The sequence below is a fragment of the Curtobacterium sp. 1310 genome (assembly GCF_017834105.1).
Classification (GTDB): domain Bacteria; phylum Actinomycetota; class Actinomycetes; order Actinomycetales; family Microbacteriaceae; genus Curtobacterium.
Window position 1 is genome coordinate 53,785 of record NZ_JAFICY010000005.1, and the last position, 23,574, is coordinate 77,358.

A 23,574-nucleotide genomic window follows, 5' to 3' on the forward strand; every position below is an offset into this window, starting at 1 on the left:
GTCACCGTGCTCGAACTGGTCGTCCTGATCTCCGGTACCGGCTCGAACCTCCGAGCCCTGCTCGAGGCGACGACCGACGCCGAGTACCCCGCCCGCGTGGTCGCGATCGGGGCCGACCGCGATGCCGAGGGCCTGGCGCTGGGCGAGGAGTTCGGGGTCCCGACCTTCTCGGTGCCGTTCTCCCGCTTCGCCTCGCGCGACGAGTGGGGCGCCGAGCTCGCCGCCCAGATCCGGCCGTGGTCGCCGGACCTCCTCGTGCTCTCCGGCCTGATGCGCCTGCTCCCGCACGCCGTCGTGTCCGAGTTCGCCCCCGCGATCATCAACACCCACCCCGCGTACCTGCCCGAGTTCCCCGGCGCACACGGGGTCCGTGACGCCCTGGCCGCCGGCGTCGAGCAGACCGGCGCCAGCGTGATCCAGGTCGACGACGGCGTGGACACCGGCCCGATCCTGGCGCAGGAGCGGATCCCGGTGCTGCCGGACGACTCCGAATCGACGCTGCACGACCGCATCAAGCCGGTCGAGCGCCGCCTGCTCATCCAGACCATCCTCGACATCGCCAACGGCACCACCGACCTGAAGGGCCCCCCGAGCGCATGAGCGTGCACGCCGCCGACCCCAGCCTCTACCGCCACCGCGACGTCGTCCCCGTGCGGCGCGCGCTCATCTCGGTGAGCGACAAGTCCGGCCTGCTCGAACTCGCCGGCGCCCTGGCCGACGCGGGTGTGGAGCTCGTCTCGACGGGCAGCACGGCGCAGACGATCCGCGACGCCGGGTACGCCGTCACCGACGTGTCGAGCGTGACCGGGTTCCCGGAGTCGCTCGACGGCCGCGTCAAGACCCTGCACCCTGCCGTGCACGCGGGGCTCCTCGCCGACCTGCGCCTCGAGTCGCACGAGCAGCAGCTCGCCGAGCTCGGCATCGCGCCGTTCGAGCTCGTGGTCGTCAACCTGTACCCGTTCGTCGAGACCGTCGCCTCGGGTGCCGAGGCCGCGACCGTGGTGGAGAACGTCGACATCGGCGGACCGGCGATGGTCCGCGCCTCGGCGAAGAACCACCCGAACGTCGCGATCGTCGTGTCGCCGTCGTCCTACGCCGAGGTCGTCGAGGCCGTCCGCGCCGGGGGCACCACGCTCGAACTCCGGAAGCGCCTCGCCGCCCAGGCCTTCGCCCACACGGCGTCCTACGACGCCGCCGTCGCGTCGTACTTCGCGACCGACGTCGTCGGGCAGGACGCGGCACACGTCGCCGCCCAGGCCGCCGCGCCCACGGTGGCGGGCGACCTCGAGACGCCGGGCTCGTTCGACGAGACGCTCCGGCTCGAGGCCGGGCTGACCGCGACGCTCCGCTACGGCGAGAACGCGCACCAGGCCGCCGCGCTCTACACGACCTCCGGCGGAGCGGGCATCGCCCAGGCGACGCAGCTGCACGGCAAGGAGATGTCGTACAACAACTACGTCGACGCCGACGCCGCCGTCCGGGCCGCGTACGACTTCGACACCCCCGCCGTCGCGATCATCAAGCACGCCAACCCGTGCGGCATCGCCACCGCCCCGGCCGACGCGGTCGACCCGATCGCCTCGGCGCACGCCGCCGCGCACGCCTGCGACCCGCTGTCGGCGTTCGGCGGGGTCATCGCCGCGAACCGCCCGGTCACGAAGCAGATGGCCGAGACCGTGCGCGACATCTTCACCGAGGTCGTCGTGGCCCCGGCCTTCGACCCCGAGGCGCTCGAGATCCTCTCGCAGAAGAAGAACATCCGGCTCCTCACCCTGCCGGCGGACTTCGCGCTCGCGCCCCGTGAGGTCAAGCAGGTCTCCGGCGGCTTCCTCGTGCAGGACGCCGACCGCTTCACCGCCTTCGACCAGTCGACCTGGACCCTGGTGTCCGGGGAGCCGGCCGACGACGCGACCCTCGCCGACCTCGCGTTCGCGTGGAAGGCCAGCCGCGCCGTGAAGTCGAACGCGATCCTGCTCGCCGACCAGGGCGCGAGCGTCGGCGTCGGCATGGGCCAGGTCAACCGGGTGGACTCCTGCCACCTCGCGGTGGACCGCGCCGGGGAGCGTGCCCGTGGCAGCGTCGCGGCGTCGGACGCGTTCTTCCCGTTCGCCGACGGCCTGCAGGTCCTGCTCGACGCCGGCGTCCGTGCCGTCGCGCAGCCGGGCGGCAGCGTCCGTGACGACGAGGTCATCGCGGCGGCGCAGGCGGCCGGCGTGACCATGTACTTCACCGGCGAGCGTCACTTCTTCCACTGAGTCACCGAACACCGAACACCGGTCACCGGACACCGACACGCGCTCGGATCGACGGCGTCCAACAACGCCGAGACCATTGCGCAACACGTGCGACTGTGAATAGTCTGTAAGGCTCCGCACCGCATCGGACGATCGCAACCGGATCGGCCGTGCCCGCGGACACAACGGTGACGAAGACGACGACTGGAGTGACGATGGACGCGACGACCGGAACAGTGGCGACGGCTGCCCGGACGGGTCTCGTGTCCCTCGTGGGGACCACTCCCGCCCCGCGACCCCGGACCCGGACGGCACCGCCGCTCCGGTACCCGGGCGCGGCCGCCGTCTAGCCAGGCCCCTCCCACGGCCTCGCGCCCGACGACACCGTCGGCGAGCGCGGACCACCTGCTGAGAACCCGGGGACCCGTGTCCCCGGTGCCCTCCGGCCCGGTCGACGTCACGCGAGTGGCGGCGACGGCGCGCGACCACGCGCCCGGCCGACGACCACCGCACTGCCACGCCGCGCCTCCCGGCCGGACCGCCACCCACCGACGCGACCCGTCGGCGGGCCGGACGACCCGACCGAGCGGACGCCGCACGACGCACGAGGACGCAACCGCATGTCCACAACGCCCGACCAGGCGACCCCCTCCACCGACCGCCCCTCGACCCTGCGCGCCATCGGGCGCATCTGGCCCTACGTCAGGCCGTACCGCTGGCGACTGTTCGGCGGCATGGCCGCGGCGATGGGCGCCTCGCTCGTCGCCCTGGTGATCCCGTACGTGCTCCAGTGGCTCGTCGACGGACCGCTGTCCTCGCGCGACGCCGCGCTCATCTGGCCCGCCGGACTCGGCGTGCTCGCACTCGGCGCCCTCGAGGCCTTCTTCATCGCAACCCGCCGACGGCTCGTGATGCGCCCGTCGACGCGCATCGAGACGAGCATGCGCAACGCGCTCTACGCCAAGCTCCAGGACCTGCCGGTGGCCTTCCACGACCGCTGGGAGTCCGGGCAGCTGCTGTCCCGTTCGGTGTCCGACCTGTCGCTCATCCGCCGATGGCTGGCGTTCGGTGTCGTGCTGCTCGTGGTGAACATCGTCACGATCGCGGTCGGCTTCGTCGTGCTCTTCACCTTCGGGTGGCTGCTCGGACTGATCTTCCTCGTGGCGTCGATCCCGCTGTGGATCAACGGCCTGCTGTTCGAGCGGAAGTACTCCGTCGTCGCGCGGCGCAGCCAGGACCAGGTCGGCGACCTCGCCACGAGCGTCGAGCAGTCGGTGCACGGCATCCGCGTGCTCAAGGCGTTCGGCCGCGGTCGCTTCAAGCTCGACGAGTTCAGTGAGCAGGCCGAGGCGCTCCGCGGCACCGAGATCGAGAAGGCGAAGGCCATCGCGAGCATCTGGCTGTGGCTGCTGCTCGTGCCGGACGTCGCGTTCGCGCTGTGCCTGCTCGCCGGCATCTGGCTGGCGTCGCAGGGCGAGCTGACGGTCGGACAGCTGTTCGCGTTCTTCGCGACGGCGACCGTGCTGCGGTTCCCGATCGAGTCGATCGGGTTCTTCCTGTCGATGACGTTCGACACCCGGACCGCGGTCGACCGGTTCTTCGAGGTCATGGACTCCGAGAACACGATCCAGGACCCGGCGTCACCGAGGACCATCGACGAGCCGCACGGTGCGCTGTCGTTCAACGCCGTGCACTTCCGGTACCAGGACGCGACGGACGAGTACCCGGACCTGGTGGACGGCGTCGAGCTGCAGCTGCACCCGGGCGAGACCATGGCGCTCGTCGGCCTGACCGGCAGCGGCAAGACGACGCTGCTGTCCCTGGTGCCGCGGCTGTACGACGTGACCGGCGGCTCGATCACGATCGACGGCGTCGACGTCCGCGACCTCACCCGCGCGGACCTCCGTCGGCACGTCGGTGTCGCCTTCGAGGACGCCACGCTGTTCTCGACGAGCGTCCGCGACAACGTGCTGCTCGGCCGGCCCGACCTGTCCGGCGACGAGGCCGAGCGCATCATGCGCGAGGCGCTCGACATCGCGCAGGCGTCCTTCGTCGACGACCTGCCCGAGGGCGTCGACACCCGCGTCGGCGAGGAGGGGCTGTCGCTCTCCGGCGGCCAGCGGCAGCGTCTGGCGCTCGCTCGCGCGATCGCCGCGCGGCCGTCGGTCCTGGTGCTCGACGACCCGCTGTCGGCGCTCGACGTCGACACCGAGGCGCGGGTCGAGGCCGGGCTCCGCCGCGTGCTGGCCGACACCACGTCGCTCATCGTCGCCCACCGCCCCTCGACCGTGACGCTCGCCGACCGGGTGGCGCTCATGGAGGGCGGACGCATCACCGCCGTCGGCACCCACTCGGAGCTGATGGCCACCAACGAGCACTACCGCTACGTCATCTCCTCGCTCGACGAGGACGACGCACCCGCCCGAGAGGAGGCGATGGCATGAGCCAGCAGGACCAGGTACCGCCCGTGGACACGGCAGCCGGGCCGGGAGGCCCCGATCCCGTCCTCGACGACGTCGCGGACACGAAGGCGGCCGGCCCCGTCACCGCCGCGGTCACCACGCTCGGCGTGCGCGGCGAGGAGCGCGAGGACTTCAGCAAGGCGGAGAGCAAGCGCCTGCGGCGTCGCTCCCTCGCCCTGCTCGGGTCGCTCGCGGCTCCGCTGAAGGCACGCCTCGTGCTGCTCGGCGTCGTCGTGGTGGTCTCCACCGCGGGCACCGTCGCGGGTCCCGCGCTCATCGCGTGGGGCATCGACAACGCCCTGCCCCGGGTGATGGACGAGAACGACTGGGTACCGGCGTTCGGCGTCGTGGCGACGTACATCGTCGTCGCGGTGCTCGGCGCGGTCCTCACCGCCTGGTACACCGTGCTCGCGGCGCGGATCAGCCAGGCGATCCTGTTCGACCTGCGGAAGCGCGTGTTCCTGCACACCCAGCGGCTGTCGCTCGAGTTCCACGAGACGTACACGTCCGGGCGGATCATCTCCCGCCAGACGAGCGACCTGGACTCGATCCGCGAGCTGCTCGACTCCGGCCTGAACCAGCTCATCCAGGGCGTGCTCTACATGGTGTTCACGGGCATCGCGCTCGTGCTGCTCGACCCGACCTCCGGGCTCGTGCTCGCGGTGTCGCTCGTGCCGCTGTGGTTCCTGATCCGCTGGTTCCAGACGAACTCGCAGACCCTGTTCCGGGCCACCCGTGTGACCTCGGCGCGCGTCATCGTGCACTTCGTCGAGACCATGACCGGCATCCGGGCGGTGCAGGCGTTCCGGAAGGAGTCCCGCAACCGCGACGAGTACGGCGGCTACGTGGAGGACTACCGGGTGGCGAACACGAAGGTCTTCAACTTGTTCGGCACGTTCGACCCCGTGCTCGTCCTCATCGGCAACGCCACGCTCGCGGCCGTCGTCATCGTCGGCGGCTTCCGGATCGTGGGGGGCTCGCTCGAGGTCGGCGCGCTGCTCGCGGTCGCGCTGTACGCCAAGCGGTTCTTCGACCCGGCCCAGGAACTCGCGATGTTCTACAACGGGTACCAGTCGGCCTCGGCGGCGATGGAGAAGATCTCCGGCGTCCTCGAGGAACGCCCGTCGGTGCCCGACCCCGCGAAGCCCGTGCGGCTGCCGGACGCCACCGGTGCGATGGACTTCGACGACGTCGAGTTCGCGTACAACGCCGAGAAGGTCGTGCTCCCCGAGTTCGACCTGCACATCCCGGCGGGGCAGACCATCGCGCTCGTCGGGTCGACCGGTGCCGGGAAGTCGACGCTCGCGAAGCTCATGGCGCGGTTCTACGACCCGTCGAAGGGTTCCGTGCGGCTCGACGGCGTGGACCTGCGGGACATCGACCCGAAGGACATGCGCCGCGCGATCGTCATGGTCACGCAGGAGGCGTACCTGTTCTCCGGCTCCGTCGCGGACAACATCGCGCTCGGCAAGCCCGGGGCGACGCGGGACGAGATCGTGCGCGCGGCGAAGGCGGTCGGGGCGGACGCGTTCATCGAGGCCCTGCCCGACGGGTACGACACCGACGTGAACAAGCGCGGTGGCCGGGTGTCGGCCGGGCAGCGGCAGCTCCTGTCGTTCGCCCGGGCGTTCATCGCCGACCCGAAGGTGCTCATCCTCGACGAGGCCACGGCGTCGCTGGACATCCCGTCCGAGCGGCTCGTGCAGGAGGGCCTCGAGACCCTGCTCGCGGACCGCACCGCCGTGATCATCGCGCACCGCCTGTCGACCGTCGCGATCGCCCACCGGGTGCTCGTGATGGAGTACGGGCGGATCGTCGAGGACGGCACGCCGGACGACCTGATCGCGGGGACCGGGCGGTTCGCCCAGCTGCACGCCGCCTGGCGGGACTCGCTCGTCTGACGGACCGGGCTGCACGTGGTTTGCTGACTCCATGAGCAACGACAGCGTGCAGCCCGGCGGCGTCGCCCTGCGCGACCCCTTCTACGGGGCACCCTTCGCCGAGGCGGTCCGACGGTTCTGGCGGAAGTACACCGTGTTCACCGGACGGGCCTCCCGCTCCGAGGCCTGGTGGTGGTGGCTGACGTCGTCCGTGATCGGGCTCGTGCTCCAGCTCGTCCCGCAGGTGTTCACGCCCGGGACCCCGGTGCTCGAGAACCCGGTGGGCTCGTACCTGTTCGTGCTCTGGGGCCTGGCCACACTGATCGGGTCGCTCGCCCTCGGTGCCCGTCGGCTGCACGACGCGAACCTGTCCGGCTTCTGGCAGTTCCTGCACGTGGTCGTCGGCATCGGCTCGCTCGTGCTGCTGGTGATGTTCCTGCTGCCGCCGAACCCGAAGGGCTCGCGCTTCGACTGAGCGCTCAGAACGGGTCGTCGGCGTCCGTGGCGGGTGACCAGCGCGCCCGACGCACGTCGATCCTCCAGGCCGACGAGCCCGACGCAGCTGACGACCGTTCCACGAGCGGCGTGCCCTCGGCACGGTAGTGCTCGAGGGCCCGCGCCTCGTGCCGGACGGGCGGCAGCCCGCCGGCGCGCACCACGCGCCACCACGGCAGGTCGGCGCCCTCGCGGGCCATCACCGTGCCGACGGCGCGAGCGGCCCGCGACCCGAGGACGGCGGCGACGTCGCCGTACGTCATGACGTGTCCCGCCGGGATCAGCCGGACCACCTCGGCGACGGCGGCCCCGAAGTCCGGCTCGGCCCCGGAGTCCGGCTCGGGTCCGGACTCGGCTCCGTCCACGCCCGGTCAGAGCGCGAGGACGGCGTAGTGGTCGCCGTACTGCGTCTCACGCACGACCTCGAACCCGAGGGCGCGGAAGAACGCCTCGGGGCCGCCGTGGCCGCCCGGCTCGTACACGACCGTGAGCCGCTCGAACCCGCGGCTCCGGGCCTCGTCCGCGAGACCGTGCACCGCGAAGCGGCCGACACCGCGGCCCTGCGCGTCGGCGGCGACGTTGACGCGCCAGATCGCGCTGCGGAGCTCTTCCTCGTTGTTGTCCTCGTCGAAGGTGCCGATGATCATCCCGACCACGCGGTCCCCGTCGAGCACCACGCGGGTCCACGCCGAGCTCGGCTTCACGTCGGACTCGGCGACGCCGTACGTCGTCGGCTGGACGAACTGCTCCTGCCCGGGCTTGAGCGTCAGCGAGTTGGCCGCGGCGGCGGTCGACGCGGAGAGGGCTTCGAGGCGGAGGTCCGTCATGCCGCTCAGGGTAGCGGTGCACCCCGTCCGGGTGCCAGGACGACGTGCGAAGCGTTGCAGCACCGTTGCGTGCGCACGGGCGGCGGTAGGGTCGCGGCATGGCGGAGCATCGGCGCGGGGCGAACCTGCCGTCGATCGGCGGCTTCAACCGCACCGTCGTGCTCGACGCCGTCCGCCGCTCGCCCGACGGGCTGAGCCGTGTGGAGCTCGCCGCGAGCACGGGCCTGAGCGCCCAGACGGTGTCGAACGTCACGCGCTTCCTGATCGAGGCCGGCATGATCGTCGAGTCCGGCACCGTGGTCGCCGGCCGTGGGAAGCCCCGGACGATCCTGCGGCTCGAGGCGACGAGCCGGTACGCGGTCGGTGTGCACGTCGACCCCGCGGTCGTGACGTACGTGCTCCTCGACCTCGCCGGCAGCGTGGTCGCCGAGACCACCACGTCGACGCCCTCCGCGGACGACCCCGCCGAGGTCGTCCGGACCATCGCGACCGCCGTCGACGGCCTCGTCGCGGACGCCGGTGTCGCGGCGGAGAGCGTGCTCGGCGTCGGCATCGCGAGCCCCGGGCCGATCGACGTCGACGCCGGCGTCGTGCTCGACCCGCCGTTCCTGCCCCGCTGGCGGGACGTGCCGCTGCGCGACGCGCTCGCCGAGGCGACCGGCTTCCCGGTGCTGCTCGAGAAGGACGTCACCGCGGCGGTCGTCGGCGAGATGTTCCTGGCGGGGGAGTCCTCGGCGCGGAACTTCGCCTTCGTCTACTTCGGGACGGGCTTCGGCGTCGGGCTCGTCGTCGACCACGAACCCGTCCGCGGTACCGGCTCGAACGCGGGCGACGCCGGGCACATCATGGTCGACCAGGGGGCGCTCGCGGGGACCCCCGACGGCTCCGGTCCGCGGGGTGAGGTCGGGGCCGCGGTCGCCCCGGCACGGCTGGTCGAGGTCGCGCGGGACCGCGGGCTCCGGCTGCCCGGCGCTGCTCGGGCGGACGACGTCACCGCCGTGCAGCGGGCCTGGGACTCCCTCGGCGAGGCGATCGCGTCCGGCGACGAGGTCGCCTCGGGACTCGCGGCCGACGCCGGGACCGTCATGGGCCGGGCCGTCGTGGTCATCGTCAACCTGCTCGACGTCGACCGCGTGGTCTTCGGCGGACCGTTCTGGTCCCGCATCGCCCCGGTCGCCCTCCCGGCGGCGCGGGCCGCGATCACGGGGTCGCCGCTGCTCGTCCCGAAGCACCCGATCGCGGTCGTGGACAGCGGGCGGGGTGCGGACGTGGCGGCCGTCGGCGCCGCGTGCCTCGTGCTCGACGCGGCGCTGTCACCGCGCGCGAGCGCGCTGCTCATCCGCCGCTGACCCGTCGACGCGGGTCGACAGGAGCGGCTGGCCGACGACCCGCCGGTGACCGCGTGCCGGACGGGAGGCCCTGGGCGTGCCCGCCCCGCGCCTCCCGTCCGGTCGTCCGTCGACCGGGAGGCGCGGTGACGGTCCGCCCCGCGCCTCCCGTCCGACGACGTCCCGTCAGGCCGCGCCGAGCACCCTCCGCCACGCCGCCGTCAGCGTGTCGTACTCCTCGTCCGTCAGGAGGTCGCGGACGCCGGTGGCGAGGACCGCCGAGCGGACCGCTTCCTCGGCCCCGGCGCGGTCGCGGAGGTGTGCACCGCCGTGCTTGACGGCCTTGCCGGCCTCCTGCGCCGCCTCGATCTCGTCGACGCGACCGGCCTCGCCGGCGGCGTCGAGTGCGTGCTTCCACGCGGCCAGCAGGTCGGCGTTCGTCACCATCCGGCCGTCGGCGCCGCCCTGGATCGCGAGTGAGGCGCTCGCCTCCGGCACCACGATCTGCTCGTCGGCCTTCCAGACGACGTCGAGCGCCTCGGCCTCCTCGGCGGTGATCTGCCCGGCACGCTCGATCATCGACTGCAGTGCGGTGTTGCTGGTGTCGTCCGTCACGGTTCCCTCTCCGACCGAACGCGCTCGCGTGGTCGCTCCCATCCTCCTGACGCCTGCTGGGAGGACGCGGCACCGGTCGTTCACCCGGCAGCCACCGGCCGGACGCCGGGATGCTGAACAGTCGTGCAGGTCCCCCTGACCTCCCCGAGAAGGACCCTGCATGCACACCCCCGCCCTGCGGCTCGGTGCCGGCCTCGCGACGGGCATCGCCCTCGCCGCCGGCGTGCTGACCGCGACCCCCGCCGTCGCCGCGGTCGGTGACGACGACCCGACCGTCGGCGCCCGCGTCACCACCGGCCCCGCCACCGGGCTCGCGATCAACGAGGTGGAGTCGAACGCCGACGACACCGACTGGGTCGAGCTGGTGAACACCTCGTCCGTCGCGATCGACCTGAGCGGCTGGCGCTTCCTCGACTCCGACTCGTCGCACACGGCGTACACGCTGCCGCAGGGCTCGACGATCGCCGCCGGCGGGTACCTCGTCGTCGACCAGGAGACCACCACCCGGTCGGGCTTCGACTTCGGGCTCGGCGGTGCCGACTCGGTGCGGCTGTACGACGCCTCCGGCACGCTGACGCTGCGGTACGCGTGGACGACGCACGCCGCCGTGACGTACGGCAGCTGCCCGGACGGCTCCGGCACGCTCGTGGACACGACCGCGTCGACGAAGGGCGGACCGAACGACTGCTCGTCGCCCGTCCGCATCAACGAGGTCGAGTCGCAGGGCGGCATCCCGGGTGACTGGGTGGAGCTGACGAACGTCGGGACGACCACGGTCGACCTCGGCGGGTACGTGCTGCGGGACAGCGAGGACGACCACGTGTGGACGGTCCCCGCCGGTACCACCGTCGCGCCGGGCGGGTTCACCGTGCTCGACGAGGCGCAGGCCGGTGCGGACGCCGATACCGCTCCTGGGGCCGGGGCCGGGACCGGGACCGGGACCGGGGCCGGGGCCGGGTTCGGCTTCGGGCTCGGGAAGGCCGACGGTGTGCGGCTCTCGGATGCCCGCGGCGTCCTGGTCGACGAGTACTCGTGGACCGCGCACGCCGCGACCACGTACGGCCGGAACCCCGACGGCACCGGCGCGTTCGCCGAGACGGCCGAGCCGACGAAGGGCTCGACGAACCGCTTCGCCGGCGTCGTCACCGCCGAGGCGTGGCCCGGCGGCCCGGACGAGACCGTCCTGGACGCCGAGGACACCTTCACCGGTGACCTGAGCGGCCTCGACTGGACGTCCTCCGCCTCCTCGCAGGACGGGCAGCTCTGGGCCGTGCAGAACGGGGACGGGCTGCTGTACCACCTCGTCCCGGACGGCCGGGGTGGCTGGGCTCCGACGAACACCGCGGGCGTCGACCTGCGCTACGCCGACGGCACCGGAACGCCCGACGCCGAGGGCGTCACCGTCACGGCCGACGACCCCGGCGCGGTGTACGTGTCGACCGAGCGCGACAACGACGTGTCGAAGGTGAGCCGCCCCGCCGTGCTGCGCTTCGCGACCACGGACGGCTCCGAGTCGGTCCTGCGCGCCACGGACGAGTGGGACCTCGCCGCGGACTTCCCGGGCCTGGGCGCGAACGCCGGGCTCGAGGGCGTGACCTGGGTGCCCGACGCGTGGCTGACGTCCCGCGGGTTCGTCGACCAGCACACCGGTGCGACCTACGCGCCCGCCGCGTACCCGGGGCACGGCGAGGGGCTCTTCCTCGTCGGCGTCGAGGGCACGGCGAGCGTGTACGCCTACGCGCTGATGGACGACGGCTCGTCCCAGCGCGTGGCCACGATCGCGACGCCGTTCTCACTCGTCGCCGAGGTGCAGTTCGACCCGACGCTCGACGCGCTCTGGGTCGTGTGCGACGAGGCGTGCTCCGGCCGCACCGCGCTGTTCGACGTGCAGGACGGGGCGTTCACGCTCGCGACGCTGTACGAGGCCCCGGCGAACGCCGACCGGACGCTCGCCAACGAGGGCTTCGCGATCTCGGGGCGCTGCGTGGACGGTGCTCGGGCGACCTTCTACGCCGACGACAACGACACGAACGGCGCTTCGCTGCGCGCCGGGACGTACCCGTGCGACGCGGTGGAGGAGCCGGGTGACGGCGATGGCGGGATTCCTGCGCCGGGTGACGGGGAGGCGCCTGCGCCGGGTGACGGGCAGGCGCCTGCGCCCGGTGGCGGGGAGACGCCCGCGCCGGGTGACGGCGGCGGCAGCACCCCGGCTCCGGGCACGGGTGGCAGCAGCCCGGCCCCGGTCCCGACGACTCCTGGCCCGACGACTCCGGGTCCGGCGGCGCCCGCGGCTCCGGTCGCGCCGGACGTCTCGGCGCTCGTCGACGGGAACCGTGCCTCGGTCTCCGCGCCGTCGAACGTCCGTGCGGGCAGCTCGCTGACGATCGACGTCGGGACGCGGTACGCCGGGGAGCGCGTCGCGGTCTGGCTGTTCTCCGAGCCACGACTCCTCGGGACGCCGGTCGTCGTCGCGGACGGCACGGTGACGGTGGCCGTCCCCGCCGACGTCCCGGCAGGGCAGCACCGCATCGCGGTGGCCGCGTTCGACGGCACGGTGCTCGGGTGGACCGGGATCACGATCGACCCCGCGACGGGGTCGCTCGCGTTCACCGGTGCCGAGCTGGGCGGTGGGATCGCCGCGGCGCTCCTGCTCCTGGCAGCCGGTGCGGGTGTCCTCGTGGCACGCCGTCGTCGGACGGTCGGCTCGCCGGCCTGACGCTGCACGACCCGACCGACGCCCCCGTCGTCCCACCGGACGGCGGGGGGCGTCGGTGTCCCGCGCGGGGGCGTCGGTGCCTCCGCGATGGCGTCCCAGCACCGCGATGGCGTCGGTGGCTCCGCGGTAGCGTCGGGGGATGCGCTCCGAGGTCCTCCGCTACACCGCCTTCGCCGCCGAGCCCGGGGGCGGCAACCCCGCGGGGATCGTGCTCGACGCCGAGGGGATGACCGACGACGAGATGCTCGCGGTCGCGCAGGAGGTGGCGTACCCGGAGACCGCCTTCGTGGTCGCGCGGACGCCGGACGGCGCACGGGTGCGCTACTTCTCGCCGGCCGCCGAGGTCCCCTTCTGCGGACACGCCACCGTCGCCACCGCCGTCGTGCTCGCCGAGCGCGAGGGGACCGGGGCCCGGGTGTTCTCGACGGCCGCGGGGGACATCGCGGTCGACGCCACGACCGCACCCGACGGCAGTGTCCAGGTTGCGATGACGAGCGTCGAGCCGTCGACCCGTCCGATCGATCCCGTCCGGTGGGAGCGGCTCGCCGCCGTGCTCGGGCTCGTCGACGGTGACGTCGCCGAGGGGTTCCCCGTGCTCGAGTCCTCCGCCGGCAACCGGCACCCCGTGGTCGTGCTCGCCGACGTGGAGCTCTTCCACCAGTTCCGCTTCGACCCCGCCGCGCTCGCCGCACTCAAGCGGGAGTACGGGTGGGAGGGCACCGTCACCGTCCTGCACCGGACGGGTCCGCTCGAGTTCGAGGCGCGGAACCTCTTCCCCGCCGGCCGGATCACCGAGGACCCGGCGACGGGCTCGGCGGCGGCCTCGACCGGTGCGTACCTGCGCGCGGTCGGCGCGGTGTCGCCCGGGGCACGCGTGGTGATCCGGCAGGGTCGACACGTCGGGCGTCCGAGCGTGCTGCTCGTCGACGTGCCCGAGTCCGGCGGCATCACGGTGACCGGCGGCGCCACCCCCATCGCCTGACCCGGCGGCACCGCCTGCGCGCGACGCCGGGCGCCCGTTCCTCCCCCTGACGCCCGCGATGCTCGGGCGCCCGTTCCTTCCCCTGACGCCTGCGATGCCTGGCGCTTCCGGGCGTACCTGGTCGTTCCGGCAGACCAGGTACGCCCGTTCCGACCAGGTACGCCCGTTCCGACCAGGTACGCCCGTTCCGACCGGGCACGCGCGACAGCTTCGAGCCCGCGCGGACGCCGCGGGCCCCGGCGCGCACGGGACCACCCTGCGCCCGCGGGGCCGTTGCCGACCCGTGACGGAAAGTGCTTGACACGAATAAGTCCATCCGTTGTACTAATCCTGCGCGCGGGTGACGGAGCCCGCGGACATCCCGTGCAAAGGAGCACCGATGAAACGCCGCACCCGAATCATCGCCGGACTCGCAGCCGTGGCAGCCGCCGCGGTCGGGCTGGCGGGTTGTTCCAGCTCGGGCTCTGCCTCGAGCGACACGATCAAGATCGCCTACCAGAAGTTCGGTGCCTTCCAGCAGCTCGACGCCCAGATGAAGGTCGTCAAGCAGGAGTACGAGAAGGCCAACCCCGGCAAGAAGGTCGAGCTCGTCCCGATCCAGGCGCAGGAGGACGACTACGCCACGAAGCTCGCCCTCATGAACCGCGCCCCCGCGACCGCCCCCGACGTCATCTACGAGGACACCTTCCGCATCAAGGCGGACGCCGACGCCGGGTACCTGCTGCCGATCGACCAGTACACGGAGAAGTGGGACGAGTGGGACCAGTTCTACGACAACGCCAAGCAGGCCGGCGAGGGCGAGGACGGCAAGATCTACGGCGTCCCGATGGGCACCGACACCCGCGCGCTCTGGTACAACAAGGACATCTTCGAGAAGGTCGGCCTGCCGGTCCCGTGGGAGCCGAAGACCTGGGACGACGTGCTCGCCGCGGCGAAGACCATCAAGGAGCAGGACCCGGACGTCATCCCGTTCAACATCTACTCCGGCAAGGCACAGGGCGAAGCCTCGACCATGCAGGGCTTCGAGATGCTGCTCTACGGCGCGGACGGTGACGGCAACACGCTCTACCAGGACGGCAAGTGGGTCGTCGGGTCGAAGCAGTTCGAGGACTCGCTGCAGTTCATCGAGGACGTCTACCAGGGTGACCTCGGCCCCACCCCGCAGCAGGCGCTCGACACGAACATCGGCACCACGATCACGCAGACGTGGCTGCCCGAGGGCAAGCTCGCCATCGACCTCGACGGCTCGTGGCAGTCGGGCACGTGGCTCGAGACGGGCACCGCTCCGTGGAAGGAGTGGAACGACGTGATGGGGCAGGCGCCCTTCCCGACCCAGAACGGCCAGGAGCCCGGGTACAACTCGATGTCCGGCGGGTGGACGCTCTCGGTCGGTGCGAAGTCGAAGGACCCGCAGGCCGCGTTCGACTTCATCACGATGTTCCTCGACAAGGACGGCTCCATCAAGTACGACGCCGAGAACAGCCAGATCGCCGTCCGCAAGGACGTCGCCGAGGACCCCGAGTACACCGGCGCCAACCCCACGTTCGAGTTCTTCTCCGGCTTGGTGGAGCACACCAACTTCCGCCCGGCGACGAGCGAGTACGCGCAGGTGTCGAACGCCATCCAGGTCGCGATGGAGTCCGTCATGACCGGCCAGCAGTCGCCGTCCGAGGCCGCAGCCGTCTACGACAAGGCCGTCGAGGGCGTCGTCGGCAAGGACGGCACCGTCGCTGCCGGTCAGTGACGTGACCGTCTGACGGACGGGAGGCGCGGATCACCCCGTGCACCGCGCCTCCCGTCCGACCCACCCCACCTTCGGAACCCCTCCGCACCCGGAAGGCATCCACGTGTCCAGCACCCCTCTCGCGCCGACGCTGTCGGCGCCCGGCGCGCCGAAGCGCACCGAACCACCCGTGCCGCGCAAGCGGCGGCCTCTCCGGAACGCGACGCGGGTCGTCCCGCTCCTGCCCGCCGTGGTCCTCCTCGTCATCTTCCTGCTCGGGCCGGTCATCTCGTCGTTCTACGGGTCGTTCACCAACGCGGCCCTGACCGGCGTCGACGCCGCGAACCAGCAGTTCGTCGGGTTCCAGAACTACGTCGAGCTGTTCCAGGACCCGGACTTCCCGAAGTCCGTCGTCCTGACGATCGTGTTCCTGCTCGCGTCCGCCGTCGTCGGGCAGAACGTGCTCGGTCTCGGTCTCGCGCTCCTCATGCGCAGCGCGAACAAGGTCGTCCGCGCGGTCGTCGGCACGTTCGTCGTCGCGGCATGGGTCCTGCCGGAGATCGTCGCCTCGTTCGCCGCGTACGCCTTCTTCCACGACGAGGGCACGCTCAACTCGTTCCTCGCCTCCATCGGGATCAGCGGGCCGAACTGGCTCTACACGTACCCGATGATCGCGGTCATCCTGGCGAACGTCTGGCGCGGTACCGCGTTCTCGATGCTCGTCTACTCGGCGGCCGTGCAGGAGGTCCCCGAGGAGATCACCGAGTCCGCCGAGGTCGACGGCGCCACCGGCTGGCAGCGCCTCGTCTACATCACGCTGCCGGTGATCCGTCGGTCCATCTCGACGAACCTCATGCTCACGACACTGCAGACGCTGTCGGTCTTCACCCTCATCTTCGTGATGACGGGCGGCGGACCCGGCACCAACTCGTCGACCCTGCCGATCCTGGCGTACCAGGAGGCGTTCCAGTTCTCGCAGCTCGGCTTCGGGACCGCGATCGCGACCATCCTGCTCGTGGTGGGGGCGGTCTTCTCGATCATCTACATCAAGGCACTGAAGCCGGAGGTGGACTGACCATGGCCCTCACCGCTGACCGTCCCGTGTCCGACACCACCCGGTCCGTCACCGCGCCGGGCGCCCTGCACATGACCTCTCCGCGGGGGCGCACCCTCCGCTGGGTGTCGAACATCGTCCTGCTCGTCATCGCCGTGTGCTTCGCGGTGCCGCTGCTCTGGCTCGTGCTCGCCTCCGTCGACGCCCAGGCCTCGCTGTCCGTGAAGATCCCGTCGCAGTTCACGCTCGACAACTTCACCCAGGTGCTCACCCCGGAGCTGTCGTTCATCCCGCTCGCGAACAGCCTGCTGCTCTCCGGCGGCACCGCGGTGGTGACGGTCGTCGCGGCGCTCCTCGCCGCGTACCCGCTGTCCCGGTACAAGATGCGGGTCAACAAGCCGTTCCTGTACAGCATCCTGTTCGGCACCGGCCTGCCCATCACCGCGATGATGGTGCCCGTCTACGCGCTGTTCGTGTCGCTCAACCTCATCGACAACATCTACGGCTGCATCTTCTTCCTCGCCGCCACGAGCCTGCCGATGGCGATCTGGATGGCGAAGAACTTCATGGACTCGGTACCGATCTCGCTGGAGGAAGCGGCGTGGACGGACGGCGCCTCGATGTTCACCACGCTGACGCGCATCGTCGTGCCGCTCATGCGTCCGGGGATCGCCGTCGTGTTCATCTTCGTGTTCATCCAGGCGTGGGGGAACTTCTTCGTCCCCTTCGTCCTGCTGCTCTCGCCCGACAAGGTGCCCGCCGCGGTGAGCATCTTCAACTTCTTCGGGCAGAACGGGGCCGTCGCCTACGGGCAGCTCGCCGCGTTCTCGATCGTGTACTCCGTGCCGGTCATCGCCCTCTACGTGCTCGTGTCCCGCGGCCTCGGTGGGGGCAACGCCCTCGCCGGCGGCATCAAGGGCTGACCGCGCCCCACGCTCGCCGGGCACCACGCCCGACCGTCCCTGCTGGAAAGGAACCACCTCCATGCACCACGACGAACCCCTCGTCGAAGCTCGGATCGCCCGTCTCGTCCGGGACCGCATCGACCCCGCCGTGCACCGTCGCTCGGCGCCGGTCACCGTCGACGCCTGGCAGGTGCCGGACGAACCGGTGCCGTTCGCCGAGGCCGTCGCAGCCGAGTACACGCCGTTCCGCGTCGGTGACGCCTGGGGAGCGCGGCCGTGGGGGACCACCTGGTTCCGCGTCCGCGGCACCGTGCCGGAGGACTTCGGCGTCGACCCCGGCACCACCGTCGAGCTCCGGGTGGACCTCGGCTTCTCGAAGCGGCAGCCCGGGTTCCAGGCCGAGGGGCTCGCCTGGCGCACCGACGGCTCCACGATCAAGGGCATCGAACCGCGGAACGACACCGTGCCCGTCGAGGTCGGCCCCGGCGGCACGTTCGAGGTCTACGTCGAGGCCGCCGCGAACCCGGACATCGGCGGTGACGACTTCCAGGGGGCGACCCCGCTCGGCTCGAAGACCACCGCCGGCACCGAGCCGATCTACCGCCTGCGCGCGCTGGAGCTCGTCGAGCGGGACGACACCGTGTGGGAGCTGCAGCAGGACGTCTGGGTGCTCCGCGGACTCATGGCCGAGCTGCCGACCGACGGCACCCGGGGCGCGGACATCCTGCGCGGGCTCGAACGTGCGGCGGACGCCCTCGACCCCGACGACGTCGCCGGCAGCGCTGCCGCGACCCGCGAGGTGCTCGCGCCGCTGCTCGCCGTGGGGGCGGCCGGGTCCGCCGGGCGCGCCGTCGCCGTCGGGCACGCCCACATCGACTCCGCCTGGCTCTGGCCCGTCCGCGAGACGATCCGCAAGTGCGCGCGCACGTTCTCGAACGTGCTCGACCTGATGGACCAGGACCCCGACTTCACCTTCGCCTGCTCGTCGGCGCAGCAGTACGCCTGGATCCGTGACGGCTACCCGTCGATCTGGGCGCGCATCAAGCAGCGCGTCGCCGAGGGGCGGTGGATCCCGGTCGGGGGCATGTGGGTCGAGTCGGACACGAACCTGCCCGGCGGTGAGGCCCTGGCCCGCCAGTTCGTCGCGGGCAAGCGGCTCTTCCTCGAGGAGTTCGGCATCGACACCCCCGAGGCCTGGCTGCCCGACTCGTTCGGCTACACCGGAGCCCTGCCGCAGATCGTCCGCGCCGCCGGGTCGAAGTGGTTCGTCACGCAGAAGCCCTCGTGGAACGAGACGAACGTCATCCCGCACACGTCCTTCCACTGGGAGGGCATCGACGGCTCGCGCGTCCTGACGCACCTGCCCCCGGCGGACACCTACAACTCGGACGTCTCGGCGGCCGACCTGCACCGCGGCGAGCGCGGGAACAAGGAGCGCGGCGTCGCGAACACGTCGATGCTGCTCTACGGGTTCGGCGACGGCGGTGGCGGACCCACCCGCGAGATGGTCGCGGCAGCACGGCGCCAGCACGACCTCGACGGCTCGCCGCGGGTCGACCTCGGCACCCCCGCCCAGGTCTTCGAGGAGCTCGAGCGCGTCCTGCCGGAGCCCGCCGTGTGGTCGGGGGAGATGTACCTCGAGTTCCACCGCGGCACCTACACGTCGCAGATCCGCACGAAGCAGGGCAACCGGCGCTCCGAGCACCTGCTCCGCGAGGCCGAGCTCTGGGCGGCCACCGCAGCCGTGCGACTCGGCGCCGAGTACCCGTACGACGAGCTCGAGTCCGTCTGGCACACCGTGCTCCTGCAGCAGTTCCACGACATCCTGCCGGGGTCGTCGATCGCGTGGGTGTACGAGAACGCCGAGGCCGAGTACGCCCGGGTGGCGGAGGTGCTCGAGGAACTCATCGGTGCCTCGACGACCACGCTCGCGAGCGGTGGTGCGCCGGCGCTCGCCGGGGTCGGGGCGTCGGCGACCGCCTTCGCCGGGGACGGTGGGGCGCCGCTCGACGCTCCGCGTGGTCCGGGTGCCGCCGGGACCGGGGGCAGCGCCGATGACGGGACGGTCGTGCGCTTCAACGCCTCGCCGGTCGCAGCGGGCGGGGTGACCGCCCTGGGTGGTTCCGCCGTGTCGGAGACGGAGGCCGTGCCTCCCGTCCGGAGCGGTGACCGCTTCGTCCTCGACACCGGTGTCGTCACCGCGACCGTCGACGCGGAGGGCCACGTCGTGTCGTTCGTCGACCACGCGACCGGACGCGACGCGATCGCGCCCGGCGCTGCCGCCGCGCAGTACACGGTGTTCCGCGACACCCCGAACCAGTGGGAGGCGTGGGACATCGACCGCGCCTACCAGCGCAGCGGGACCGTGCTGGCGGCGGCCTCCGTCGAGGTGGTCGGCGATGCGCTCGTCGTGACGCGTCCCTTCGGCTCGTCGTCGGTGACCACCCGGTACTCGGCCGTCGCCGGGCAGCCGGAGCTGCACGTCGAGACCGAGGTCGAGTGGCACGAGCAGCAGAAGCTCCTCAAGCTCGCGTTCCCGCTCGACGTCCGGGCGTCCGTCGCGTCGAGCGAGATCCAGTTCGGGCACATCGACCGGCCGACGCACCAGAACACCTCGTGGGACATGGCGCGCTTCGAGACCGCCGCGCACCGGTGGGTGCACGTCGCAGAGCCCGGTTTCGGGGTCGCGGTGGCGAACGACTCCACGTACGGGCACGACATCACCCGCTCGACCCGGGCCGACGGCGGGACGACGACGCTGGTGCGGGAGTCCCTGCTGCGCGCGCCGACGTTCCCGGACCCGCACGCCGACCAGGGGCACCACGTCTTCCGGACGGTGCTGCGCGTCGGGGAGTCCGTGCTCGACGCGGCGGACTCCGGGTACCGGCTCAACCTGCCGGTGCGGTCCGTGCCGGGGTCGGGATCGGCCGACGTGTCGCCGCTGGTCGTCGTGTCCTCGCCCCAGGTGCTCGTCGAGGCCGTGAAGCTCGCCGAGGACCGCTCCGGCGACGTCGTCGTGCGGCTCTACGAGGCCTCGGGCGGTCGGGCGTCGGACGTCGGGGTGTCGTTCGGGTTCGACGTCGCTTCGGCGGAGGCCGTGGACCTGCTCGAGCGGCCGCTCGGCTCGGGGACGTGGGCGGCCGGGGAACCCGTCGTGCTCACCCTGCGCCCGTTCGAGATCGTCACGCTGCGGGTGCGGCGGGCCTGAGGCCACGCCGACCCCGTGGCAGCGGGGCGGCGGCGTCGGGCCCGTGGCAGCGGGGCCGACGGAGAGACAGCGGCGCCGGGGGAGCACGGGTGCGTTCCCCCGGCGCCGCGTCGCGCGCACCGGGCTGTGCCGCGCTGGCCCGGGGCGCTACGCCCCGCTCCGCCCCCGCCCTCGCCCCGCCCCCGCCGCGCGGAATCGGGCACACCTGGTCGATCCGGGCGTACCTGGTCTTCCGTTCCGACCAGGTACGCCCGGAAACGCTTGGTACCGCACCTGTTCTGGGAAGGAACGAGCGTCCTGCACAGGGCGACCGGACTGGAGGCTCGTCCACAGTTGCCACGATCGGCACCCGTCGGCGCGTGGAGACCGGGCACGATCGCGGCATGGAACGTCCACTCCCCATCCTCCGTGCGGGACCGGCACGCGAGATCGCGTGTGACCCGACGACCCTGCGCCGCCGCGCACGATCGAGCGGCGCTGACCGGTTGATCCGCGTCGGCCCGAACGCCTTCGTCGAGGGCGCCCGCTGGGACGCTGCGGGGCCTCGGCAGCGCTACGTGACCCGTGTCCATGCACGGCTCGGGCGGATCGGTACCGCGGCGGTCGCCTCGCACGTGTCGGCGGCTGCGGTCCTCGGGCTCCCGGCCCTGGGCGGCTGGCAGGTCCCCGTGCACGCGACCGTGCCCGAGACGATGTACCGCGGGCGGACGCGGGACCTCGTCCTGCACACGCGTCCCGTTCGTGGCGACGAGCTAGTGGCGGCCGACGGGATCCGGGTGACGACCGTGCCCCGCACCGTCGTCGACATCGCGATGCAGGACGACCTGCGCACCGCGGTGGTCGTGGCGGACGCTGCGGTGCGAGCCGGGACCGGAGCGGCGGAGCTCCTGGCGGCGGTCGACCCCCGAGCACGCGGGCACCGTCGAGCGGAGCACGTGCTCGGCCTCGCAGACGGGCGCGCCGGATCGGTCGCCGAGTCCTTCGCGCGGGTGGTGTTCCTCGAGCTCGGGCTGCCAGGGCCGGTCCTGCAGCAGGAGTTCGTGGTCGGCGGGAGACGGTTCACGGTGGACTTCTGGTTCGCGGACCAGGGTGTGGTCGTCGAGATCGACGGTCGAGCGAAGTACACGCAGGAGCGGTACCTCGCGGGTCGGAGCCCCACCGAGGTGTTCCTCGACGAGAAGCGGCGGCACGAGCAGTTGCTGACCGTGCCCGGCGTGCGGACGATCGTCCGGCTCGAGTGGCGCGACCTGTTCGACCTCGATGGGCTGGTCCGACGCTTCCGGGCCGCGGGACTACCGTGCCCGGTCCGACCGTCGAGGAGCGCACGGCCCGGGGCGGCCTGACCCGGCAGGCACGCGCATCGAGGAGCGCACGGCCCGGAGCGGCTTGATCTGCAGGCACGCGCGCAGCGGCCCGAGCGCGCCGCAGCTCGACGACGACGTGGCCGGGAGCCGACCCAGGGGCCCGCGGTTAGCGTCGCGCCCATGGCTGTCACCGAGATCTGGCTCGTCCGGCACGGGGAGTCGACCGCGAACGTCGCCGCCGCCAGAGCCGAAGCCGAGGGCGCGGACGTCATCGAGGTCGGCCACCGCGACGCCGACGTCCCGCTCAGTCCGTTGGGGGAGGAACAGTCCCGAGCGCTCGGGCAGGAGCTCGCCGACCGCGGCGTCGACGACGTCCCGGTCGCCCTCTGGGTCTCGCCGTACCGCCGGGCGCAGCAGACGATCGGCATCGCGCTCGAGGCCGGCGGGCTGACCGAGCCGCCGAAGCGCGTCGACGAGCGGCTGCGCGACCGGGAGCTCGGCGTCCTCGACCTGCTCACCCGTGACGGCGTGCGGAACCGGTACCCGGACGAGGAACGCCGACGACAGTGGCTCGGCAAGTACTACCACCGTCCCGCCGGCGGGGAGTCCTGGGCGGACGTGATGCTCCGCCTCCGCACCGTGCTGACGGACGTCGACCGGCTCGAGGGCACCGAACGACTGCTCGTCGCCGCGCACGACGCCGTGGTGATGCTCGCCGTCGCGGTCTGCCTCGACCTCGACGAACACGCCCTCATGGCGTTCGCCGAGGACCACACGGTCGCGAACGCCTCCCTGACACGACTGCACCGCGACGGGCCCGGTGCCCCCTGGACGCTCGAGGAGTTCTCCGCGGTGGGGCACCTCGACGACGACGAGGTCACCGAGCACAGCGGCCGGAAGGACGACGCCCGTGTCGACTGACCAGGAGCCTGCAGCACCGCAGCACATCACGCCGAACGTCCTCCGCGAGTGGGCGCTGCCCGACGCCGGCGCCGGCAAGTACGGCCGGGGACAGGTCCTCGTCGTCGGCGGCGCCGCCCACACCCCGGGTGCCGCCATGCTGTCGGCGCTCGCCGCACTGCGGGTCGGAGCAGGCCGACTGTCCCTGGCGGTCGGGTCGAGCGTGGCGAACCAGGTCGCGGTCGCCGTGCCCGAGTCGGGCGTGGTCCCGCTCGCCGAGGACGACGGCGGACACGTCGCCGTCGGCGCGATCGATGCCGTGCTCGACACGGCCGGTGCTGCCGACGCGGTGCTGGTCGGTCCCGGGCTGGACGAACCGGACGGCGCTCGGGACCTCGTCGCGGGCATCGCGGACGCGGTCGGTCCGGACACCTTCGTCGTGCTGGACGCCTTCGCGCTCGGCGTCGCGGCGGACGTCGAGGACCGGCTCAGGCCGTTGCGCGGTCGTCTCGTCCTCACGCCGAACAGCGGTGAGGCCGAGCGGCTGCTGGGTCGGGACTGCGGGGACGACGACGTCGCCGACGCCCGGGAGATCGCCGAGCGGTACGGCGCCGTGGTCGCGCTGTCCGACGTCATCGCGGCGCCGGACGGCCGTGCCTGGGTGAAGGGCACCGGCTCCGGAGGGCTCGGGACGAGCGGCAGCGGCGACGTGTTGTCGGGTGTGGTGGTCGGATTGCTCGCCCGCGGTGCCGAGCCGGCACAGGCCGTCGCCTGGGCGTCGTACGTGCACGCCGCCGCGGGTGACCGCCTCGCCGTGCAGGTCGGGCCACTGGGCTACCTCGCCAGCGAACTGTTGACCGAGATCCCGCGGGTCCTGGTCGAGCTCGGCGGCTGACGACGGCGCTCGTTCCTTCCCAGAACGACTGCGATACCTGGTCAGA

18 protein-coding genes are annotated in these 23,574 nt (G+C 72.4%); 15 read left to right on the top strand and 3 right to left on the bottom strand.

Annotation, left to right across the window (positions count from 1 at the left end):
• Window positions 1-6: 6 nt before the first annotated feature.
• The 5 genes from purN to JOD95_RS12965 all read left to right on the top strand — a co-directional run bounded on the left by purN (window position 7) and on the right by JOD95_RS12965 (window position 7,051).
• Complete coding sequence (purN, locus tag JOD95_RS12945) at window positions 7-600, top strand: phosphoribosylglycinamide formyltransferase (RefSeq protein ID WP_209685336.1); 594 nt, start codon at window positions 7-9, stop codon at window positions 598-600.
• Entirely contained in the window at window positions 597-2,255 is a 1,659-nt protein-coding gene (gene purH, locus JOD95_RS12950) for a bifunctional phosphoribosylaminoimidazolecarboxamide formyltransferase/IMP cyclohydrolase (protein ID WP_209685338.1), read from the top strand. Before purN ends, purH begins: the two co-directional genes overlap by 4 nt.
• Before the next feature lie 599 nt (window positions 2,256-2,854).
• Window positions 2,855-4,678, top strand: coding sequence for an ABC transporter ATP-binding protein (locus JOD95_RS12955; RefSeq protein WP_209685340.1), 1,824 nt, complete (start codon window positions 2,855-2,857; stop codon window positions 4,676-4,678).
• A complete protein-coding gene (locus JOD95_RS12960) occupies window positions 4,675-6,597 on the top strand; it encodes an ABC transporter ATP-binding protein (RefSeq protein WP_245172345.1) in 1,923 nt (640 codons plus the stop codon). The genes JOD95_RS12955 and JOD95_RS12960 overlap by 4 nt, the downstream gene beginning before the upstream one ends.
• A gap of 31 nt (window positions 6,598-6,628) precedes the next feature.
• The gene (locus JOD95_RS12965; protein WP_209685342.1) at window positions 6,629-7,051 is read left to right on the top strand and encodes a DUF805 domain-containing protein; all 423 of its coding nucleotides are present in this window, start codon (window positions 6,629-6,631) and stop codon (window positions 7,049-7,051) included.
• Between the two features lie 4 nt (window positions 7,052-7,055).
• Here the strand turns inward: JOD95_RS12965 and JOD95_RS12970 are convergent, their stop codons facing one another.
• Window positions 7,056-7,436: an MGMT family protein gene (locus tag JOD95_RS12970; RefSeq protein WP_066656839.1), complete on the bottom strand. Its 381-nt coding sequence runs from the start codon at window positions 7,434-7,436 to the stop codon at window positions 7,056-7,058.
• 6 nt (window positions 7,437-7,442) lie between these two features.
• A complete protein-coding gene (locus JOD95_RS12975; protein WP_066656837.1) occupies window positions 7,443-7,898 on the bottom strand; it encodes a GNAT family N-acetyltransferase in 456 nt (151 codons plus the stop codon).
• Window positions 7,899-7,996: 98 nt separating this feature from the next.
• On the opposite strand from JOD95_RS12975, the gene JOD95_RS12980 reads away from it, so the two are divergent.
• A complete protein-coding gene (locus JOD95_RS12980) occupies window positions 7,997-9,247 on the top strand; it encodes an ROK family transcriptional regulator (protein WP_066656834.1) in 1,251 nt (416 codons plus the stop codon).
• Window positions 9,248-9,412: 165 nt separating this feature from the next.
• On the opposite strand, the gene JOD95_RS12985 is transcribed toward JOD95_RS12980, so the two are convergent.
• Entirely contained in the window at window positions 9,413-9,841 is a 429-nt protein-coding gene (locus tag JOD95_RS12985) for a hypothetical protein (protein ID WP_209685343.1), read from the bottom strand.
• Window positions 9,842-10,001: 160 nt separating this feature from the next.
• Between JOD95_RS12985 and JOD95_RS16740 the strand changes: the two genes are divergently transcribed.
• The 9 genes from JOD95_RS16740 (at window position 10,002) to JOD95_RS13030 (ending at window position 23,528) form a co-directional block, all read left to right on the top strand.
• Window positions 10,002-12,557 (top strand): lamin tail domain-containing protein, encoded by a 2,556-nt coding sequence (locus JOD95_RS16740; RefSeq protein ID WP_209685345.1) that lies wholly within the window; start codon window positions 10,002-10,004, stop codon window positions 12,555-12,557.
• A 139-nt stretch (window positions 12,558-12,696) separates the two neighbouring features.
• Window positions 12,697-13,539 (top strand): PhzF family phenazine biosynthesis protein, encoded by an 843-nt coding sequence (locus tag JOD95_RS12995; protein ID WP_066656827.1) that lies wholly within the window; start codon window positions 12,697-12,699, stop codon window positions 13,537-13,539.
• A gap of 379 nt (window positions 13,540-13,918) precedes the next feature.
• Window positions 13,919-15,283 carry an extracellular solute-binding protein gene (locus JOD95_RS13000; RefSeq protein WP_066656825.1) on the top strand — a complete coding sequence of 455 codons (1,365 nt, stop codon included), beginning with the start codon at window positions 13,919-13,921 and terminating at the stop codon, window positions 15,281-15,283.
• A 103-nt stretch (window positions 15,284-15,386) separates the two neighbouring features.
• Entirely contained in the window at window positions 15,387-16,337 is a 951-nt protein-coding gene (locus tag JOD95_RS13005; RefSeq protein WP_081985112.1) for a carbohydrate ABC transporter permease, read from the top strand.
• A 2-nt stretch (window positions 16,338-16,339) separates the two neighbouring features.
• The gene (locus JOD95_RS13010) at window positions 16,340-17,239 is read left to right on the top strand and encodes a carbohydrate ABC transporter permease (protein ID WP_081985110.1); all 900 of its coding nucleotides are present in this window, start codon (window positions 16,340-16,342) and stop codon (window positions 17,237-17,239) included.
• Window positions 17,240-17,300: 61 nt separating this feature from the next.
• Window positions 17,301-20,429, top strand: a complete 3,129-nt coding sequence (locus tag JOD95_RS13015; RefSeq protein WP_209685347.1) for a glycoside hydrolase family 38 C-terminal domain-containing protein — start codon at window positions 17,301-17,303, stop codon at window positions 20,427-20,429.
• Between the two features lie 383 nt (window positions 20,430-20,812).
• A complete protein-coding gene (locus JOD95_RS13020; protein ID WP_209685348.1) occupies window positions 20,813-21,772 on the top strand; it encodes a hypothetical protein in 960 nt (319 codons plus the stop codon).
• Between the two features lie 141 nt (window positions 21,773-21,913).
• Window positions 21,914-22,654: a histidine phosphatase family protein gene (locus tag JOD95_RS13025; RefSeq protein WP_209685350.1), complete on the top strand. Its 741-nt coding sequence runs from the start codon at window positions 21,914-21,916 to the stop codon at window positions 22,652-22,654.
• A complete protein-coding gene (locus tag JOD95_RS13030; protein WP_209685352.1) occupies window positions 22,644-23,528 on the top strand; it encodes an NAD(P)H-hydrate dehydratase in 885 nt (294 codons plus the stop codon). The genes JOD95_RS13025 and JOD95_RS13030 overlap by 11 nt, the downstream gene beginning before the upstream one ends.
• Window positions 23,529-23,574: the final 46 nt, after the last annotated feature.

Coding starts and splice junctions, on each gene's coding strand:
- purH (WP_209685338.1), top strand. CDS start 597: ATGAGCGTGCACGCCGCCGACCCCAGCCTCTACCGCCACCGCGACGTC.
- JOD95_RS12955 (WP_209685340.1), top strand. CDS start 2,855: ATGTCCACAACGCCCGACCAGGCGACCCCCTCCACCGACCGCCCCTCG.
- JOD95_RS12960 (WP_245172345.1), top strand. CDS start 4,675: ATGAGCCAGCAGGACCAGGTACCGCCCGTGGACACGGCAGCCGGGCCG.
- JOD95_RS12965 (WP_209685342.1), top strand. CDS start 6,629: ATGAGCAACGACAGCGTGCAGCCCGGCGGCGTCGCCCTGCGCGACCCC.
- JOD95_RS12975 (WP_066656837.1), bottom strand. CDS start 7,898: ATGACGGACCTCCGCCTCGAAGCCCTCTCCGCGTCGACCGCCGCCGCG.
- JOD95_RS12980 (WP_066656834.1), top strand. CDS start 7,997: ATGGCGGAGCATCGGCGCGGGGCGAACCTGCCGTCGATCGGCGGCTTC.
- JOD95_RS16740 (WP_209685345.1), top strand. CDS start 10,002: ATGCACACCCCCGCCCTGCGGCTCGGTGCCGGCCTCGCGACGGGCATC.
- JOD95_RS12995 (WP_066656827.1), top strand. CDS start 12,697: ATGCGCTCCGAGGTCCTCCGCTACACCGCCTTCGCCGCCGAGCCCGGG.
- JOD95_RS13000 (WP_066656825.1), top strand. CDS start 13,919: ATGAAACGCCGCACCCGAATCATCGCCGGACTCGCAGCCGTGGCAGCC.
- JOD95_RS13010 (WP_081985110.1), top strand. CDS start 16,340: ATGGCCCTCACCGCTGACCGTCCCGTGTCCGACACCACCCGGTCCGTC.
- JOD95_RS13015 (WP_209685347.1), top strand. CDS start 17,301: ATGCACCACGACGAACCCCTCGTCGAAGCTCGGATCGCCCGTCTCGTC.
- JOD95_RS13020 (WP_209685348.1), top strand. CDS start 20,813: ATGGAACGTCCACTCCCCATCCTCCGTGCGGGACCGGCACGCGAGATC.
- JOD95_RS13025 (WP_209685350.1), top strand. CDS start 21,914: ATGGCTGTCACCGAGATCTGGCTCGTCCGGCACGGGGAGTCGACCGCG.